This window comes from Bradyrhizobium sp. U531, from assembly GCF_051710265.1.
Lineage (GTDB): Bacteria > Pseudomonadota > Alphaproteobacteria > Rhizobiales > Xanthobacteraceae > Bradyrhizobium.
Genome location: NZ_JASVEN010000010.1, coordinates 181402 through 198029, shown reverse-complemented (window position 1 = coordinate 198029; position 16628 = coordinate 181402). Strand labels below are relative to the sequence as shown.

Sequence of the window (16628 nt, the reverse complement as noted above, 5' to 3'; positions counted from 1 at the left end):
ACGGCACGGCATAAGCCGCCCGCGAGCCGTGCGGGTTATCCAGTGTTGTCCACACCCACGACCCGCAGTATCGGATGACGCGCTCGACCTACCAGCGATCGATAATTTGCCAGCGTTGTCGGCCGCCGCTTTGATAGCGAGATGAGCACCAAATCACGAGAGGTCATCTGGAGCGGTCGAATTCTGGGTGCGGAAATTTCGGCCAAGCACGCGCGCGAGGAGGCCAGGAAGGCGGTCCGCGAGGCCGACCGGGCGGAGGCCGAAGCCTGGTCGGTCCGCATGGAAGGTTACGGCGGGCCCTCGCAGCCGTCGCCGACGATCGCCCAATGCCTCAACGGCGGCATGGGCTGGCTCGAGGTCGAGTGCAACAGGTGCAAGACGCGCGCGAGCCTGCCGCTCGATGCGATCCGCCGGCCGCGCGATACGCCGATCTGGAAGCTGGAGGCCTCGCTGAAGTGCCGGTCATGCCGAAAGGGACGCTCCGCGCCGCCCGTCCACATGATCAAGCTGACCGCGACGCGCAGCATCACGCCCTACAAATGGGTGCATCCGACCGAGGACCGTTAGCGCGCGGATCGTCGTGTCGATTGAACCAGTCGCCGCGTGCTCCCGACCAACAGCCGTGCGCGCGGTCGGCAGAGATGATGTTCGACGTTCTGGTGAACCTCCTGGCTTGGCTATCCCTCGGCTTTCCCGCCGCGCCATGGCTCTTTGGCGCGCGATGGGGAACGAAGGGCGTTTGGCTCGGTGCGGGATTTGCCGTCGCCGTCCTGCTCTGTCTGTTTCCCCTCGTGTTCGAGCTCGGATGCGGTAACTGCGGGCAGGGCGCGATAGCCATTTTTGTGCTGGTGCCGATCTGGATTGCCGCGGCGTTGCTGACGCTCGCTTCGGCGGCGTTCGCTCACTTCAAATTCGCGCACTGACCTCCGCGGACGCCGGGCGCCGCCGCCGCGCGTGCCCGGCCGTGGCACGGGACCTTCCCCTATAGATTTCCTTCAATTGGATTCAAGTCGACCAAGCGCATTCAGTCGCCCTTAACGCGCTCACGCGTACATACGGGTTGTTACAACCGATTGCCACACGTCACAAAAACAACCTTCGCGAAAGCGGCTATGCGGGTGGATTGCAATGGCGGAAGCGGATAAGCAGCGCGAGGCTTGGCGGCTCTACCGGGCCAACTGGATCCCGCTGGCGGCGATGGGCGCGATGCTCGCAGGAGCGCTCGCACTATCGCACTTCTCGGTGGCCATCGACGCCGATCTGGTGACGAGCTTGCTCGTGACAGCCGGCCTCGTGATATCAGGTCGCTATCTGATCTCGCGGACATGGGGAACGCGATCGGCGTTCGTCCTCCTCGCCATCGCGCAGCTGACGGTTCTCGGACTGTTCGGAGCTCCGCTGACCTACATCGCGGCCTCGGCCAATCTGCCCCTGCAGGACGCCAGTCTCGCTCATCTCGATCAGCTCCTTTGGCTCGACTGGCCCGCCTATTACGAGTTCTTCGTCACAAGGCCGGTGATGCTGCAATACGCCGTCCTTTTCTACGCGATGATTTTGTCGCCGACGCTCACCGTTCCCATCGTTCTCGGGTTCAGCAAGAACTATGTCCGGCTACAGCGCTTCGTTCTGGCCTGCACCTTGACCGTGTGCGTGACTGCCGTCGTGTCGGCACTGGTCCCCGCCATCGGCACGTACCAGCAATACGGATTGCCCGCCGATTCCGAGAGCTTCAAGGCGATGGGATATCTGATCCAGCTCGAGCGCCTGCCGCTCGCGCGGGACGGGTCGCTGCGTATTCTCGAGCTCTCCCAGATTTCCGGCATTGTCACGTTTCCCAGCTTTCACGCCGCTGCGGCGATCCTTGCGCTGTGGGGATTCTGGGCGGTCTGGTGGCTACGACCCCTGGCCTTGATCCTCAATGGCGGCATGCTCATCGCAACACCTTTGATCGGCGGACATTACTTCGTCGACGTCTTCGCGGGCGTGGCTTTGGCCGCGTTGAGCATTTGCGCGACGGACCGCAGCGTTTGGCGCAAATTCGCGACCCAGCATCCCGCACCGAGACCGGCTTATTCAGTCCCCGCGGAATCCGAGATCCGATGAACTCGTCGCGAACGGCGCCAGTGGACGCAGCTCAAGACTCCTCTGATGCTTCGCTGGCGTCCTCGTCAGCCTGGAGAATGGTCTCCGAGAGCAGCGCGGCGGCTTTCTGAAGCGGCGCGATGAACCGGTCCAGCTCGGCGAAGCTGACGCGGGCCACGGGAACGGAGACGCCGAGACAGGCGATCAGCTGGCGATCCGGAGACAGGATGGGCACGGCGCAGCCGACCACGCCTCGCACATATTCTTCGTTGGTCTTGGCCCAGCCGCGTTTGCGGGTCTCGTCGAGGACCTTCATCAGGCTTTCGACATCGACGATGGTGGTCTCGGTGTATTTGGTGAGTGCGAGTGCGCGGCACAGTTTCTCGCGCGCGCGCTCCGGCAGCCGGCTCATATAGATCTTGCCCGTCGAGGTGCAGTGGAGCGGCGCCGCTTCGCCGGGATTGAACTGCAGCCCCTGTGGCTGCGACACGCGGACACTGTCGACATAGGCAACGACGTTGTCCCGCACGACGCCGATCTCGCATTGCTCGCCGATCTCGGCCGCGACGGCGCGCAGCACGGCATGCCGGCGCGCGGTGCGGAAGGCCGCGCCGATGACCTTGGCCGACAGCGTGACCAGTTGATTGCCGACCACGTAGCGCTTGGTCCCCAACGCCTTCTGCAGCAATCCGCGCTGCTCGAGATTGCCGATCAGGCGATGCGCAGTCGGCAACGGGAGGACCAGTGCGCCGGCAATCTCCGCAACCGAGACGGCTCTGACCTGGCCGGCGACATAGCCCACGATGGCGAAGGCCCGGTCGAGCGGTCCATCGGCGTTGATCTGCGGCATCTATCCTCCCGAGGTCGTATCTTTAAATTATCATTTTTCGGAATGAATACTATTGAAATATGAAAATTATGCTCGACCGTCCAAGCGCATTGCCCATATCGTTGGCGTTGCCGACAGGTGATCGGGATTTGTGCAGTGCGTGCGCGCCGCCGGGTGCGTTCATCGGGAGAACGGGATGTCTCGCCATTACGACGTCGATGCCGTGCGGAAGGAATTTCCGGCCGTCGAGCGCATCACCTATCTCGACTCCGGTTTCCAGACGCCGCTCGCGCGGCCGGTCAAGGCGGCGATTGATCTCTTCCTCCGCGAGGGTCTTGAGACGGCTGGCCCGAAAAGCGTGTGGCTCGACCGCGTCGAGCAGACTCGCGCGAAGCTGGCGCGGTTTCTCGGCGTGACGGCCGATGAGATCGCCTTCACCAAGAACACGTCGGAAAGCATGAACATCGCCGCCAATGCGCTGCCTTTGTGCGCCGGCGACAGGGTGCTGATGATCCACGGCGATCATCCCAACAACGCCTATGCGTTCCTCAATCTCGGGCGCAAGGGCGTGACGGTGGATTTCGCGCCGATGACGGAGGTCGTGAACGCAGACAGCCTTCGTCCGCATATCAGCGAGAACACCCGGGCGATCTCGATGTCGCAGGTGACCTTCCACGCCGGCCATCGTTTCGACGTCGAAAGCATCGGCGCGCTCTGCGCGGAGAAAGGGCTCAATTTCATCGTCGACGTGATGCAGGCGATCGGCATCGTGCCGATCGACGCCAGGACGATGCGCGCGACCTTCGTCGGGTCGGGGAGCCACAAGGGCCTGCTCGTGCCGCAGGGTCTCGGCCTGCTGGTCTGGGACAAATCGAGGACAGAGCTCGAGCCCGCTTATCTTGCCGCCGCCAGCCTTGCGGAGGTCCCGACCGATCTGATCGCCCGGCCTGACCGGCTGGAGCCGGCCGCGAGCGCGCGCCGCTTCGAGCTCGGCAATTTCAATCTTCCGGCGATCCACGCGCTCGGCGCCTCGCTCGACATGATCGAAGCCCTGGGCGTGCAGAACATTCAGAACCATTGTCTCGATCTCGGCGATCATCTCATCGCGGGCCTCGATGCGCTGGACGTTCGCCTCGTCGGCCCGCGCGAGCGGCGGCACCGCGCGCCGCACATCTATGTCATCGCGCTGCCCGCCGCCGAATGGCTCGGCCATTTCGAAGAGAACGGCATTCGCGTGTCGCCCGAGCGCGACGGCATTCGCGTGTCGTTCGGGATGTTCAACGATTTCGACGACGTCGATCGCCTGATCGACGTCGTCAGGCGGCGCGGCGTGAGGCCGTCAAAGGCCGCCTAGACCGTTTTTCAGAAGGGGAGATGCACATGACTGGTTTTGCACGTGTCTGGGGCGTTCTGTCCGGCCTCGCGGCCGCCGCCGCCTTTGCCGCGCCGTCGATCGCGGCCGACAGCCCCACGCTCGCCAGGATCAAGTCGAGCGGGGCCATCACCATCGGTCACCGCGAGGCGTCGATCCCGTTCTCCTATCTCGGTCCCGATCAAAAGCCGATCGGCTTCTCGCTGGATCTCTGCGCGGCGATCGTCGAGAGGGTCAAGACGGAGCTGAACCTGCCCAATCTCGCCGTCAAATATACGCCGGTGAACTCGTCCAACCGGATCCCGCTCATTCAGAGCGGCACCATCGACATCGAGTGCGGCGGCACGGCGAACGACAAGAAGCGGCAGGAGCAGGTCTCGTTCTCGGTCGCCACCTTCGTCAGCCAGCCGCGCTGGCTGGTCAAGGCGGACAGCGGCCTGAAGACGGCGGGCGATCTCAAGGGCAAGACCGTCGTCGTGACACAGGGCTCCAACGCCGTCGGCTTCGCACAGGGCGTGAACGCCAAGGAGCAGCTCGGCTTCAACATCGTCCAGGCGAAGGACCACGCCGAATCCTTCCTGATGCTGAATACCGGCCGCGCTGTCGCTTTCATGGAGGACGACATCCTTCTCGCCGGCCTCAAGGCCGCCGCTCCGAAACCGGATGCGCTGATCTTTCTCCCCGAGGGCTACGCCAAGATCTATTATGGGCTGATGTTCACGAAGGGCGATGCGCCCTTCAAGGCGCTCGTCGACGACGTCCTGTCGAAGCAGATGGCCTCGGGCCAGTTCGAGAAGACTTACGCCAAGTGGTTCACCCGGGCGATTCCGCCCAAGGGCGAGAACCTCGCTTTCCCGCTCACGGACGAACTGCAGCAGCGGATCGCCCAACCCAGCGACGCGGTCGACTAGCGGAGAACAGGAATTTTTCGCGTACGCTGATCCACTCTCGCATCCGAAAGCTTCGAGGTTGGCCATGTTCGCAGTGCTTCTTGAACAGACGGCGGATGGCCAGCGCTATATCGACTGGCTGTTGTCGGGCCTCGGCTGGACCCTGGCGCTGGCTTTCCTCGGCTGGTGGATTGCCTTTGCGGTCGGGATTGTCGTCGGCATCGGCCGCACGGTGCAGAACCGCACCGTCGCGGCGCTGGCGCGGCTCTATGTCGAGATCTTCCGCAACATCCCCGTCCTGGTGCAGATGTTCCTCTGGTATTTCGTGCTGCCGGAGATCCTTCCCACGACGCTTGGAAACGCGATCAAGCAAATTCCGCCGCCCTGGGGATCGTTCTTTCCGGCGCTCATTTGCCTCGGGCTCTACACCGCGGCCCGGATCGCCGAGCAGGTCCGTGCGGGGATCGAGGCCCTGCCGAGGGGGCAGACCGAGGCGGCGAGCGCGCTCGGGCTCGGCTCGTATCTGACCTATCGCCACATCATCGTGCCGCAGGCGCTGCGCCTGATCGTGCCAAGCCTCACCAGCGAGGTGATGGGCATCTACAAGAACACATCGGTCGCACTCACGATCGGTCTGATGGAGCTCACGGCGCAGGCGCGCCAGATCAGCGAAGCGACGTTCCAGACCTTCACCGCCTTCGGCGCCGCAACGCTGATCTACCTCGCGCTGGCGCTGATTGCCTATCAGGGGATGGCGCTGATCGACAGGGCCGTGCGCATCCCCGGCACGGCGCGGACGGAGGACGATATCGCGCCGAACCTCGCCGAGGACGTTCGACAGGCCGGCTCGTTGCCGGCGGGGATGGAGATCGCGAAATGAACAGCCTCGATTTCTCGATCGTTCTGCAGGCGTGGCCTTATCTTTGGTCCGGATTGCTGTTTTCGCTGGCGCTCACCGCGGTCGCCTTCGTGGTAGGCATGGTCCTCGGCACCGCCTTCGCGCTGTTGCAGCACTTCGAGGTGCCCGTGATCGGAAAGGTCGTGCGCGCCTACATCGCTTTGGTCCGCTCGATCCCGCTGATCCTGGTCTTGTTCTGGTTCTTCTTCCTGGTGCCGATCGTGCTCGGCCATCTCAGCGGAAGCGGGCGGCCGGTCCCGATCGGCGCCACCTGGACGGCGTTCATCACCTTCGGCCTGTTCGAGGCGGCCTACTATTCCGAGATCATTCGCGTCGGCCTGCGCGCCGTGAACCGCGGGCAGTTCGAGGCGTGTCAGGCGCTCGCTTTGTCCACGTTCGAGACCTATCGCAGCGTGATCATGCCGCAGGTGCTCCGCGTGGCGAGCCCGATCATCCTGAGCCAGACCATCATCCTGTTCCAGGACACCTCGCTGGTCTACGTGCTCTCGCTCACCGACCTGCTCGGCGCCGCCTCGAAGCTGGCGCAGCTCAATGGCCGTCTCGTCGAGATGTATCTCGTGATCGTCGTGGTCTACCTCGCGATCAGCTCGGCGGCCTCGCAGGGCGTTGCAATGCTGCGCAAGCGCTATGCGATCGCCGGAGCGCGTCGATAGGCAATCGGACGAGACATTCTGCTTCCTGGGAGACGAAAATGGTGCAGCAGACCGTTGTGGACGAGACGCGCCGACCGCCGGCCATCGTCGCCGTGGAGGGGGTGGTGAAGCGGTTCGGCCGCTTCACGGCCCTGAACGACATCAATCTCAGTGTGAGGGCAGGGGAGAAGATCGTGCTTTGCGGGCCGTCGGGCTCGGGCAAGTCGACGCTGATCCGCTGCATCAATCATATCGAGACGCACGACGCCGGCCGGATCGTCGTCGACGGCGTCGAGCTGACGGACCGGCTGGGGGACATCAACAGCGTTCGCCGCGAAGTCGGCATGGTGTTCCAGAGCTTCAACCTGTTTCCGCATCTGTCGATCGTCGAGAACTGCATGCTGGCGCCGATGAAGGTGCGCGGCCTGTCGCGTGCGGAGGCGCACGCACGCGCGCTCGGCTTCCTGCGCAAGGTGCGTATTCACGACCAGGCGGACAAATATCCGGGCCAGCTCTCCGGCGGCCAGCAGCAGCGTGTCGCCATCGCGCGCGCGCTCTGCATGCAGCCGAAGATCATGCTGTTCGACGAGCCGACCTCCGCGCTCGACCCCGAGATGGTCAAGGAGGTGCTCGACATCATGGTGGAGCTCGCGCGGGACGGCATGACCATGGTCTGCGTCACGCATGAGATGGGCTTTGCCCGCGAAGTCGCCGACCGCGTGGTCTTCATGGACCGCGGAGTGATCGTCGAGGAAGCCGATCCCGAAACCTTCTTCCGCGCGCCGCGCACGGAGCGCGCGCGGGATTTCCTCGGTCAGATCATTCATTGATAGGAGCGACGTTCGTCGTGACGATGCCATTCTGCCGGTGTTTTGCCCGACGCGTCAAAGCAACGTCATCTAAGCCCGGCAGCGCCATCATCGACGACCGAAGAGCCCAATGATTTCAACACCCCCGCTACTGTGCATGGGGTTGTTTTCGAACTTTTTGTCAGGCTGCTGAGTGCGCCGCGCGTCAGCGCCGGCCGCGCGGGGCCTCGGCCTTGGCGGGCGGCTCGGTCTGCGGGCCGCAGGAGGCGGCCTGCAGTGTCGCCTGTGCCTGCGGCATCAGGCCGGGTTCGGCGGCGAGCGCCTTCATCACGATCAGGCCGGTGGCGCTGGGAGAGTCGATGATCAGGCGATCGGCCGCGGTGACTTCTTCGTCCTCGGGCAGTTCGTTGTGCTGCGCTTCCGTCATCAGGTCGAGCTCGATCACCTTGCGGCCGGCCGAGCGGTCGTTGATGGCGTAATAGGCGATCTCGTTGCGGGTGTAGAACGACACCGAGGTGTAGGCCTGGCTCACCGGCACCGTCAGCTTGATCGGCCCGCTCGTGAGGTCGTAGCGGCAGATCGCGAGCGCGAAGGCCGGATCCATGAACGGCATCGGCGAGGTCGAGGGGTCGGCGAGGGGAAGCTGGGTGACGCCGTTCACCTTCGTCATCGGCGTCAGCCGCGAATAGGCGTCCTGCGTCGCGATGCGCGGCAGCGCCAGCACGCTGACGAGATGGACGACGAGGCCCAGCACGATCCCGGTAACGATGGTGAACGCCAGGCGGATCATGAGCAGCCCACTGTCGAGATGGTGGGCATCGGCGCATCGCGCTGGGTGCGGGTGGCGACGCCGACCGGCGTGTCGTAGAGGCGCAGCATCAGGGCGTAGCGCTCGATGCCGCCGGTCGGCAGCCAGTTGCCGGCGCGCGAGCGCGAGGCGATGCGGATCTCGAACGATCCGTCGGACTGGCGCAGGATCTCCTGGCTGGTGAAGCCGTAGCGCTGCAGCGAATTGGCGACGAGATGGCCCTTGCGGTCGTACAGCGTCAGCGTCCAGAACCGCGCCGGCGGCGTCACGCCGGAGACGATCACGTCGCAGCGGCCGTCGAGCGCCTTCTTCTTGTCGTCGGCCGTGGCGGTGAAGGCGACGCCGTCGCCGGTGCCGATCGGCAGCTCGCCGTTGCGCACGATGGTGGCGCGCGAATAGGGATCGACGTCGGCGGTGCCGGTGCGCGGCCGCGCGGTCCAGGCGCCGATGGTCAGCGCGCCGATCTCGGTGCCGCGCGTCGTCGTCATCCAGGTCGCGCCGACGCCGACCACGCCCGCGAGCAGAAGCGCCGTCAATGTGATCAGGATCAGCCGCACTTGCTTCGATCAGTTCTTGCGCGGGGCGGATGCGTTCGCATTCTCTTCCGCATAATTCTGCGGGAAGGCGAGCGCGCTCGTCGACGATGGCTTGGCCGACTTGCTGTCGTCGGCGGCCGATTTGTTTGCGGCCTTGGCGGCGTCGTCGAGCAGCTTCTCGACGCGCACCAGGATGTCGGCGCCGCGCTTGGTCAGCACCGGCGGCGGACCGGGCTTGGTCTCCAGGATCTTCGGTGCCGCATTGGCCTGCGCGTTGCTGACATGCTGCGGCGGCAGCTTCTGGCCCATGCCGATGCCGGGGATCTCCCGGACCTCGACGCCCTGATGGGCCGCGAGCATGATGTCGTGCCAGGTCTGCGCCGGCAGCGAGCCGCCGGTCATGCGGTTGGTCGGCGAATAGTCGTCATTGCCGTACCACACCGCGCAGCTGAAATTGCCGGTGTAGCCCACGAACCAGGCGTCGCGATACGCATTGGTCGTGCCGGTCTTGCCCGCGGTCGGAATGCCGTCGAGCGCGGCGCGGCGCGCGGTGCCTTCGCTGACGACGTGGCTCATCATGCCCGCCATGTCGGCGGCGATGTTCGGCGGAATGGCCTGCTTCGGCTTCGGGCCGTCGCGGTCCCAGCGCCAGACGAGGTCGCCGGCGCCGGTGCGCACCTCCAGCACGGAGTGCGGCGTCACCGAGCGGCCCCGGTTCGGGAAGGTGACATAGGCGACCGCATGCTCGAGCACGGTGACTTCGTCCGAGCCGATCGGCATCGACGGCGTGTCGGGCAGGGGGGCCTTGAGGCCGAAGCGGCGTGCAACCTCGACGATCTTGGCGCGGCCGACCTTGGCCGGGTTCTGCGCCTTGGGCTCGTTCCTCTGGCCGATCGCGATCGACAGCTTCACCGGCACGACGTTGATCGAGCGGGTGATCGCCTGCGTCAGCGTCACCGAACCGGAATAGGAATGGCCATAGTTCTGCGGACACCAATTGCCGATGCAGACCGGGCCGTCGACCACGATCGAGTTCGGCGTGAAGCCGTTCAGCAGCGCCGTGGTGTAGACGTAAGGCTTGAACGACGAGCCGGGCTGGCGGTAGGCGTCGGTGGCGCGGTTGAACTGGCTGGCGCCGTAGTCGCGGCCGCCGACCATGGCGCGGATGCCGCCGTCGAGATCGGACACCACGGTCGCCGCCTGTGTCGCGTGATAGTCGCGGCCGAACTGGCGCAGCTGGTTCTCGATGGCGTCTTCCGCCGCCTTCTGCACGTTGGTGTCGATCGCGAGGCGAACGACGAACACGCGCTCGGTGTAGGATTTCGGGAAGGTGTCGACCAGCTTGCGCATCTCGTCGAAGGCGTAGTCGAGATAGTAGTTCGGCGACGCCTCGTCGCGGCGGTCGACGGCGAAGGCCGGGTTGCGGCGGGCGCCGAACACCTGGCCCTCGGTCATGAAGCCGGCGTCGACCAGATTGTCGAGCACGACGTTGGCGCGGGCACGCGCGGCGGGCAGGTTGATGTGGGGTGCGTATTTCGTCGGCGCTTTGAACAGGCCGGCGAGCATCGCAGCTTCCGACAGCGTGACGTCGCGCGCGGATTTGTTGAAGTAGAAATGCGCCGCGCCGTCGACGCCGAACGTGCCGCCGCCCATGTAGGCGCGGTCAAGATAGAGCTTCAAGATCTCGTTCTTGGTCAGGCGCCATTCCAGCCAGACCGCGAGGAAGGCCTCGTTGACCTTGCGCTCGATGGTGCGCTCGTTGCTCAGGAACAGGTTCTTGGCGAGCTGCTGGGTGATCGAGGAGCCGCCCTGGCGGACGCCGCCGGCCTGCGCGTTGGTGACGAGAGCGCGCGCGGTACCAGCGATGTCGATGCCGAAATGCTCGTAGAAGCGGCGGTCTTCGGTCGCCAGCGTCGCCTTGATCAGCACATCAGGAAAATCTTCCAGCGGGATCGAGTCGTTGTGCTTGATGCCGCGGCTGCCGATCGGGGTGCCGTAGCGGTCGAGGAAGGTCACCGCGAGATCGGACTTCTTCAGCCAGTCCTCGTCCGCGGTCTCGCGGAAGGCGGGGATGGCGAGCGTGAGCATCACGACCAGGCCGCCGAGGCCGAGGGTTGCAGCTTCCGACAGCGGCTCGATGAACACCCAGCGCTTCCAGCGTCCGACATAGAACCGGTCCATGAAGGTCGAGTAGCGCTCGTAGAGCTCGCGAATGCCCTTGCCCGAGGAGAACAGCGAGGAGTCGATGCGCGCATCGAGATCCAGGAAGAAATTCCGGATCTTCTGCTTCCAATGCGGTGGTATGATCTGGCGCACCTAGAACCCTTGAGGCTCGCTTCGAAAGCGTTCAAGCACCCGGCCGGGGGCGGCATCGAGACGTCTTGGGGGAATGTTGCGGCAAACCCAAGGCGCCCGGCCAGCATCCGAGGGACTTGCTGTTCCTTCTAACCGAGCGGCGCCCATAAACCAATGGTCACGCTCGCGATTTTGAACAACAGGCCTAATTGCCCCCGGGTCATTACGGGCCTTACGGGTGCTTTGCTTGCGCCACCTGGGCCGCACGCCCTAGATGGCATTGCCGTTCCCTTTTCGAACTCTTGTTGAGGCGCATGACCGCAGCTCCCAAACGACCTTCCGGCCAGGAAGGATTCTTCTGGAAAACCAAGACGTTGGAAGAGATGTCGGGGCCCGAATGGGAAAGCCTGTGCGACGGCTGCGGGCGCTGCTGCCTGAACAAGCTCGAGGACGAGGACACCGGGCAGATCTATTTCACCCATATCGGCTGCAAGCTGCTCGATGGGACCAGCTGCGCCTGCAAGGACTATCCGAATCGGTCCGACAAGGTTCCGGACTGCGTCCGCCTGACGCCGGCCAATGTCCGTACCCTCAACTGGCTGCCGCCGAGCTGCGGCTACAAGCTCGTGGCCGAGGGGCGCGACCTCTATTGGTGGCATCCGCTGGTCTCGGGTGATCCCAACACCGTGCACGAAGCCGGCGTCTCCGTGCGCGGCCGTGTCGAGGGCAGCGAAGCGGACATCCCGGACGAGGAGCTTGAAAATCACATCGTGCAATGGCCCGCGCAGCTGCCGAAACGGGCACGCCTGAAGCGACGCCCGAAGGACTGAGCCGCCGCACGCCTCCGATCACTTGTTCGGGATGACCCCAGGGCAATCGCCTATGGGCACAACGTGACGAGAAGCTCACTTGCGGCCATCCTTCGAGACGCCCGCCTCCGGCGGGCCCTCAGGATGAGGACAGAGTGCGTGGCAGCTATTTCGAAGGCAAAGCTGCTGCTTAGCCTCATCCTGAGGAGACCGCGGAGCGGTCGTCTCGAAGGACGAGGCGTGCGCTCAGCTGTCACCGAAAGCCATATGCGATAGCCCTGGGGATGACCCGGGGGCGGGATGCACCCATGCGCCGCGGTGCCTGCCAGGGAAGAACTTTGCTGTCTACATTTGGCTGCATAGAACGAATCCTTTGCGGCGTTGCGCCGCCCCACGACGTCCGAGCGAGATGAACAAGTTCGACCGGCAGAGCCATTCTGCCGACATCCAGGCTTTGCCCGACGACATCGCCGAGGAGCTGTCGCGGCTTCCGAGCGAAGTCCTCAGCGTCGACGATGCTCCGTCCATCGCGCCGCCGGTGCCGCTGTCTCAGGACGAGGTCCGCACCATCGTCATCAGCCTGATGCTGACGATGTTCCTGGCGGCGCTCGACCAGACCATCGTGGCGACCGCGCTGCCGACGATCGGACGCCAGTTCCAGGACGTCTCCAATCTCTCCTGGGTGATCACCGCCTATCTGCTCGCCTCGACCGCGGTCGCGCCGGTGTTCGGCACGCTCAGCGACATCTATGGCCGCAAGGCCATGATCATCACCTCGCTCAGCCTGTTCGTCGCGGGCTCGGTGTTGTGCGCGATCGCGCCGAACATGCCGATGCTGATCCTGGCGCGCGGCCTTCAGGGGCTCGGCGGCGGCGGCATCATGCCGGTCGTGCAGACGGTGATCTCCGACGTCGTCTCCCCGCGCGAACGCGGCCAGTATCAGGCCTATTTCTCCAGCGTCTGGATGGTCGGCGGCATTCTGGGCCCGGTCATCGGCGGCGTGTTCGCCGAGCATCTGCACTGGTCGATGATCTTCTGGATCAACCTGCCGCTGACGGCCGCGGCGCTCGTGCTGCTGCTGCCGAACATGAAGAAGATCCCGGTGTTCCACCGCAAGCGCAAGGTCGACTGGCTCGGCGGCGTGCTGCTGATGGCCTCCGCCGTCGTCTTCATGCTGGTGCTGACCTGGGGCGGCTCGCGCTATCCCTGGCTGTCGCCGACCGTGCTGGCGATGGTGGGCGGCGCCGTCGCGCTCGCGGTCAGCTTCGTCTGGCACGCGCGTCGCGCGGACGAGCCGTTCCTGCCGTTGAAGATGCTGACCGGATCGGTGGCGCCGTTCGCGCTGACCGCCGGCGGCTGCGGGCTCGGGGCCATCACCGGCCTCACCGTGCAGCTGCCGCTCTATTACGAGCAGGTCTATCATCTCAGCGCCAGCGAGGCGGGGCTTGCGCTGATCCCGCTCGCGGCGGTCTCGACCTGCGGCGCGGCGATTGCCGGCCGCACCATGGCCCGCGCCAAGCACTACAAGCGCGTCGCCATCATCGGTACGTCCTGGGCCGCGCTGTGCGGCCTCGCCCTCACGCTCACCACCCTGCCGCTCTGGGGGCTCCTGACGCTGATGGCGGCGTTCGCGCTCGGGCTCGGCACCACGTTCCCGGTCTGCGTGGTCTCGCTGCAGAACTCGGTCGCGCGTCCGCAGGTCGGCACCATCACCGGCGCGATGAACTTCTTCCGCTCGCTGATGTCCTCGTTCACGGTCGCCGCCTTCGCCGCGATCCTGCTCATCGCGCTCGGCATCGACGTCCCGCTCGCCGGCGAGCACCACGTCGCGGGCAGTGTCGCCATTCCCACCGACGATATGCGCCACGCCTTCCGCTACGTGTTCGGCGCCGCCACCGCGCTGATGACCACGGCCGCGCTGTGCCTGATCGCGATGGAAGAGCGGCCGCTGGCAGGCCCGTCGGCGAAGCAGCCGGTCGAGATGGCGGAGTAGGGCCGTTCACGTGCCCGGCCGCGACACCTCGGTTTCCTTGCTGGTGATGAACTCCAGCAGCACCGGAATGCCTTCCTGCGTCTTCTGGATGCCGCGTTTGATCGCGGGGATGATGTCTTCCGGTCTCGTCACCCGCTCGCCATAGCCGCCGAAGGCGCGCGCCATCGCGGCATAGTCGCCGGAGATGTCGGTCGAGCGATATTTTTCCGTCGAGATCGGCATCACCTTCAGCTCGATCGCCATCGAGAAATTGTTGAGGAGGATCGACATGATCGGGATGCGCTCGCGCACCGCGGTCTCGAAATCCATGCCCGTGAAGCCGATCGCCGCATCGCCCCAGACGTTGATGCAGAGCTTGTCGGGTTTCGCGAGCTTGGCGCCCATCGCGAGCCCAAGGCCGTAGCCGAGCTGCGTCGTCTTGCCCCAGCCGAGATAGGTGAGGGGCTTTGTCGATTTCCAGAACGGCGAGAGCTGGTCGCGCGGGCTGCCGGCATCATGGGTGATGATGGTGTTGTCGATGTCGACGGTGTGCTGCAGGTCCCACAGCACGCGATAGGGGCTGAGGGGCGCATCGTTGCTGGTGAGCTTCGGCATCCATTTCGCCAGCCACTCCTTGTGCGAGGCTGCGATCTCGGCCGCGACGGTCGATGCATCCCGGTCCGCTGTGACGGTCTTGCCGATCTCCTCCAGCAGCGCGTCGAGCACGAGGCCGGCATCGCCGACGAGGCCGATTTGCGCTTCCAGATCCTTGTTGAGATGGTTGAGGTCGAGCGTGGAATGGATGATGGTCTTGCCTTTCGGCATCGCGATGCCGAAGTTCGTCTCCGTGAACGAGCAGCCGATGCCGAAGATGACGTCGGCTTCAGCGAGGAATTTCGGTACCGCGCGCGGTACCGCAAGGCCGCCGGAGCCGAGCGAAAGCGGGTGCGTCTCGGGAAACGCGGATTTGCCGCCGAGACTGGTGGTGACGGGAATCGCCAGCCGTTCGGCGAGACGCGTCAATTGCGGCCAGGCCTGCGCGTAATGCACGCCCTGGCCGGCATAGATCACCGGCCGTTTCGCATTGACGAGCAGGTTGGCCGCTTCCCTGACGTGCACGGGGTCGGCGCCGTAGCGCGTGCGCAGCACCGGCGCGTAGTTCAGCGGCTCCGGCACCTCCTCGTTCCACATGTCCGAGGGGATCTCGACGATCACAGGCCCGCCGCGGCCGTTCTTCAGCTTGGTGAAGGCGCGGCGGAAGATGTTGGCGACCTCGGCCGCCAGGATGATCGGCTCGGATGATTTCGAGAAAGGCTTCATCGCCTCGCTGGAATTGAAGTTCGGTTCGATATGCGCGAGCCGGCGCTGATAGCCCATCGGCAGCACCAGCACGGGAACGGATTCGCCGAAGCACTGCGCAACGCCGCCCATCGCGTTCTCCGCGCCCGGTCCGTGCTGCATGCAGAACGCGCCGATCGAGCGCCCCGACGTCACGCGCGAGATCGCGTCCGCCATGTGGATGCCGACGCGCTCCTGCCGCACCATCACGGGGCGGATCTCGGCCTTGGCCGCATGCTCGATCAGATGGTTGACGGGATAGCCGCAGAGGATCTCGATCCCCTCGCGCCGCATGATTTCCGCAATGGCGGTGCCGAGCTTCATGGCGTCTCTCCCTCGAGGCTTTGGCCGGTTGATCCGGCCTGGTCGAGAGAGGATCAGGAATCGACCGGACCGTAAAGCGAGGCGCGGCGCGGATGCGTCAGGTCAGCCATGCAGGACGCGCTGCCGGCGTGGTGCACGGGCGACGACGTTGCAAGCCGGGGACGATGACCGCATGATGCAGCAACGTCGCTGCGGAATTCTCGGGAAGATGCTGAAGCTCGATCATCTCACGGTCATCGCGCCGAGCCTCGCCGAAGGTGTGCTCCACGTTCGCAACTGCCTCGATCTCGATGTCCCGTTCGGGCAGCGCCACGCCTATATGGGCACCCACAATCATCTGCTGCAGCTCGGCGACACCGTCTATCTGGAAATCGTGGCGCTCGACCCCGAGGCCGCAGCGCCCGGCCGTCCGCGCTGGTTCGGGCTGGATGACCAGCACCGGGTCAGGTCCGATTGGGAGGAGGGCCGCCGCCTGCGCGGCTGGGTCGCGCGGACCGATGTGATCGACGCTGTCCTCGCCGGCCGGGAAACGATCTTCGGCACCAGGGTTCCGCTTCCCGCGATCGATCCTGCGTTCGACTTCGCCATTCCGAACGATGGCTCGCTCCCGCTCGACGGCGCAGCTCCGTCGGTCATCGATAGGCGCGGCAAGCCTCGCGCGATGGCTGCGATCGCGGATCTCGGCGCGCGGCTCAAATCCTTCACGCTCGAACATCCGGAACCCGTCGCGGTCGAGACGCTGTATCGTGCGTTGACGATCGACAGGCCGCCCGACATCATGACGGGGCCGAAGCTGCGCTACAGCGCCCGGATCGAAACGCCCTCCGGACCAAGAGAGCTGACGTGAGTATTTGAGCGCCGCAGTCATGCGGCGTTGGTCTTGCGTTTCTCTGCGCTTGTGTCCCGGCGCTGATCAAGATGTCGCGCGACGAGATATCGCACGTCTTACGGAACTGCTGCCGCAATAGGCAATTCACCGCATCCGCTTCGCTTCGAAATCATCGTTGCCGTGC

At 65.0% G+C, this 16628-nt stretch carries 16 protein-coding genes; 11 read left to right on the top strand and 5 right to left on the bottom strand.

Translation table 11 applies throughout. The features are described 5' to 3' along the window. The first annotated feature begins 141 nt into the window (after nt 1-141). From QRQ56_RS32990 to QRQ56_RS32980, 3 genes are all read left to right on the top strand, one after another. Nucleotides 142-567, top strand: a complete 426-nt coding sequence (locus QRQ56_RS32990; protein WP_438745587.1) for a hypothetical protein — start codon at nt 142-144, stop codon at nt 565-567. Nucleotides 568-641: 74 nt separating this feature from the next. Continuing rightward, nucleotides 642-923, top strand: coding sequence for a hypothetical protein (locus QRQ56_RS32985; protein WP_438745586.1), 282 nt, complete (start codon nt 642-644; stop codon nt 921-923). Nucleotides 924-1128: 205 nt separating this feature from the next. Beyond that, entirely contained in the window at nt 1129-2103 is a 975-nt protein-coding gene (locus QRQ56_RS32980) for a phosphatase PAP2 family protein (RefSeq protein ID WP_438745585.1), read from the top strand. A 31-nt stretch (nt 2104-2134) separates the two neighbouring features. Here the strand turns inward: QRQ56_RS32980 and QRQ56_RS32975 are convergent, their stop codons facing one another. Next, a complete protein-coding gene (locus QRQ56_RS32975) occupies nt 2135-2932 on the bottom strand; it encodes an IclR family transcriptional regulator (RefSeq protein ID WP_438745584.1) in 798 nt (265 codons plus the stop codon). Nucleotides 2933-3107: 175 nt separating this feature from the next. Between QRQ56_RS32975 and QRQ56_RS32970 the strand changes: the two genes are divergently transcribed. The 5 genes from QRQ56_RS32970 (at nt 3108) to QRQ56_RS32950 (ending at nt 7554) form a co-directional block, all read left to right on the top strand. After that, entirely contained in the window at nt 3108-4265 is a 1158-nt protein-coding gene (locus QRQ56_RS32970; RefSeq protein WP_438745583.1) for an aminotransferase class V-fold PLP-dependent enzyme, read from the top strand. 20 nt (nt 4266-4285) lie between these two features. Beyond that, entirely contained in the window at nt 4286-5194 is a 909-nt protein-coding gene (locus tag QRQ56_RS32965; protein WP_438745582.1) for an amino acid ABC transporter substrate-binding protein, read from the top strand. Between the two features lie 64 nt (nt 5195-5258). Then, entirely contained in the window at nt 5259-6053 is a 795-nt protein-coding gene (locus QRQ56_RS32960; RefSeq protein WP_438745581.1) for an amino acid ABC transporter permease, read from the top strand. Then, nucleotides 6050-6745 carry an amino acid ABC transporter permease gene (locus tag QRQ56_RS32955; RefSeq protein ID WP_438745580.1) on the top strand — a complete coding sequence of 232 codons (696 nt, stop codon included), beginning with the start codon at nt 6050-6052 and terminating at the stop codon, nt 6743-6745. The genes QRQ56_RS32960 and QRQ56_RS32955 overlap by 4 nt, the downstream gene beginning before the upstream one ends. A gap of 38 nt (nt 6746-6783) precedes the next feature. Next, nucleotides 6784-7554, top strand: coding sequence for an amino acid ABC transporter ATP-binding protein (locus tag QRQ56_RS32950; RefSeq protein ID WP_438745579.1), 771 nt, complete (start codon nt 6784-6786; stop codon nt 7552-7554). Between the two features lie 184 nt (nt 7555-7738). On the opposite strand, the gene QRQ56_RS32945 is transcribed toward QRQ56_RS32950, so the two are convergent. The 3 genes from QRQ56_RS32945 to QRQ56_RS32935 are packed head-to-tail and all read right to left on the bottom strand — an operon-like array spanning nt 7739 to nt 11193. After that, the gene (locus tag QRQ56_RS32945; RefSeq protein WP_438745578.1) at nt 7739-8323 is read right to left on the bottom strand and encodes a DUF1254 domain-containing protein; all 585 of its coding nucleotides are present in this window, start codon (nt 8321-8323) and stop codon (nt 7739-7741) included. Continuing rightward, entirely contained in the window at nt 8320-8898 is a 579-nt protein-coding gene (locus tag QRQ56_RS32940; protein ID WP_438745577.1) for a DUF1214 domain-containing protein, read from the bottom strand. Before QRQ56_RS32940 ends, QRQ56_RS32945 begins: the two co-directional genes overlap by 4 nt. Nucleotides 8899-8907: 9 nt before the next feature. Next, a complete protein-coding gene (locus QRQ56_RS32935; protein ID WP_438745576.1) occupies nt 8908-11193 on the bottom strand; it encodes a transglycosylase domain-containing protein in 2286 nt (761 codons plus the stop codon). A 293-nt stretch (nt 11194-11486) separates the two neighbouring features. On the opposite strand from QRQ56_RS32935, the gene QRQ56_RS32930 reads away from it, so the two are divergent. Further along, nucleotides 11487-12002 (top strand): YcgN family cysteine cluster protein, encoded by a 516-nt coding sequence (locus QRQ56_RS32930; RefSeq protein WP_438745575.1) that lies wholly within the window; start codon nt 11487-11489, stop codon nt 12000-12002. Between the two features lie 388 nt (nt 12003-12390). Next, complete coding sequence (locus QRQ56_RS32925; RefSeq protein WP_438745574.1) at nt 12391-13974, top strand: MDR family MFS transporter; 1584 nt, start codon at nt 12391-12393, stop codon at nt 13972-13974. Nucleotides 13975-13980: 6 nt separating this feature from the next. Here the strand turns inward: QRQ56_RS32925 and QRQ56_RS32920 are convergent, their stop codons facing one another. Further along, nucleotides 13981-15615, bottom strand: a complete 1635-nt coding sequence (locus QRQ56_RS32920; RefSeq protein WP_438745573.1) for a thiamine pyrophosphate-requiring protein — start codon at nt 15613-15615, stop codon at nt 13981-13983. Between the two features lie 208 nt (nt 15616-15823). Between QRQ56_RS32920 and QRQ56_RS32915 the strand changes: the two genes are divergently transcribed. Then, nucleotides 15824-16462, top strand: a complete 639-nt coding sequence (locus QRQ56_RS32915) for a VOC family protein (RefSeq protein ID WP_438745667.1) — start codon at nt 15824-15826, stop codon at nt 16460-16462. Nucleotides 16463-16628: the final 166 nt, after the last annotated feature.

Excerpts from the sequence above, each read along its gene's own strand:
- QRQ56_RS32990 (WP_438745587.1), top strand. The coding sequence starts at position 142 with ATGAGCACCAAATCACGAGAGGTCATCTGGAGCGGTCGAATTCTGGGT.
- QRQ56_RS32985 (WP_438745586.1), top strand. The coding sequence starts at position 642 with ATGATGTTCGACGTTCTGGTGAACCTCCTGGCTTGGCTATCCCTCGGC.
- QRQ56_RS32980 (WP_438745585.1), top strand. The coding sequence starts at position 1,129 with ATGGCGGAAGCGGATAAGCAGCGCGAGGCTTGGCGGCTCTACCGGGCC.
- QRQ56_RS32975 (WP_438745584.1), bottom strand. The coding sequence starts at position 2,932 with ATGCCGCAGATCAACGCCGATGGACCGCTCGACCGGGCCTTCGCCATC.
- QRQ56_RS32970 (WP_438745583.1), top strand. The coding sequence starts at position 3,108 with ATGTCTCGCCATTACGACGTCGATGCCGTGCGGAAGGAATTTCCGGCC.
- QRQ56_RS32965 (WP_438745582.1), top strand. The coding sequence starts at position 4,286 with ATGCACATGACTGGTTTTGCACGTGTCTGGGGCGTTCTGTCCGGCCTC.
- QRQ56_RS32960 (WP_438745581.1), top strand. The coding sequence starts at position 5,259 with ATGTTCGCAGTGCTTCTTGAACAGACGGCGGATGGCCAGCGCTATATC.
- QRQ56_RS32955 (WP_438745580.1), top strand. The coding sequence starts at position 6,050 with ATGAACAGCCTCGATTTCTCGATCGTTCTGCAGGCGTGGCCTTATCTT.
- QRQ56_RS32950 (WP_438745579.1), top strand. The coding sequence starts at position 6,784 with ATGGTGCAGCAGACCGTTGTGGACGAGACGCGCCGACCGCCGGCCATC.
- QRQ56_RS32945 (WP_438745578.1), bottom strand. The coding sequence starts at position 8,323 with ATGATCCGCCTGGCGTTCACCATCGTTACCGGGATCGTGCTGGGCCTC.
- QRQ56_RS32930 (WP_438745575.1), top strand. The coding sequence starts at position 11,487 with ATGACCGCAGCTCCCAAACGACCTTCCGGCCAGGAAGGATTCTTCTGG.
- QRQ56_RS32925 (WP_438745574.1), top strand. The coding sequence starts at position 12,391 with ATGAACAAGTTCGACCGGCAGAGCCATTCTGCCGACATCCAGGCTTTG.
- QRQ56_RS32920 (WP_438745573.1), bottom strand. The coding sequence starts at position 15,615 with ATGAAGCTCGGCACCGCCATTGCGGAAATCATGCGGCGCGAGGGGATC.
- QRQ56_RS32915 (WP_438745667.1), top strand. The coding sequence starts at position 15,824 with ATGCTGAAGCTCGATCATCTCACGGTCATCGCGCCGAGCCTCGCCGAA.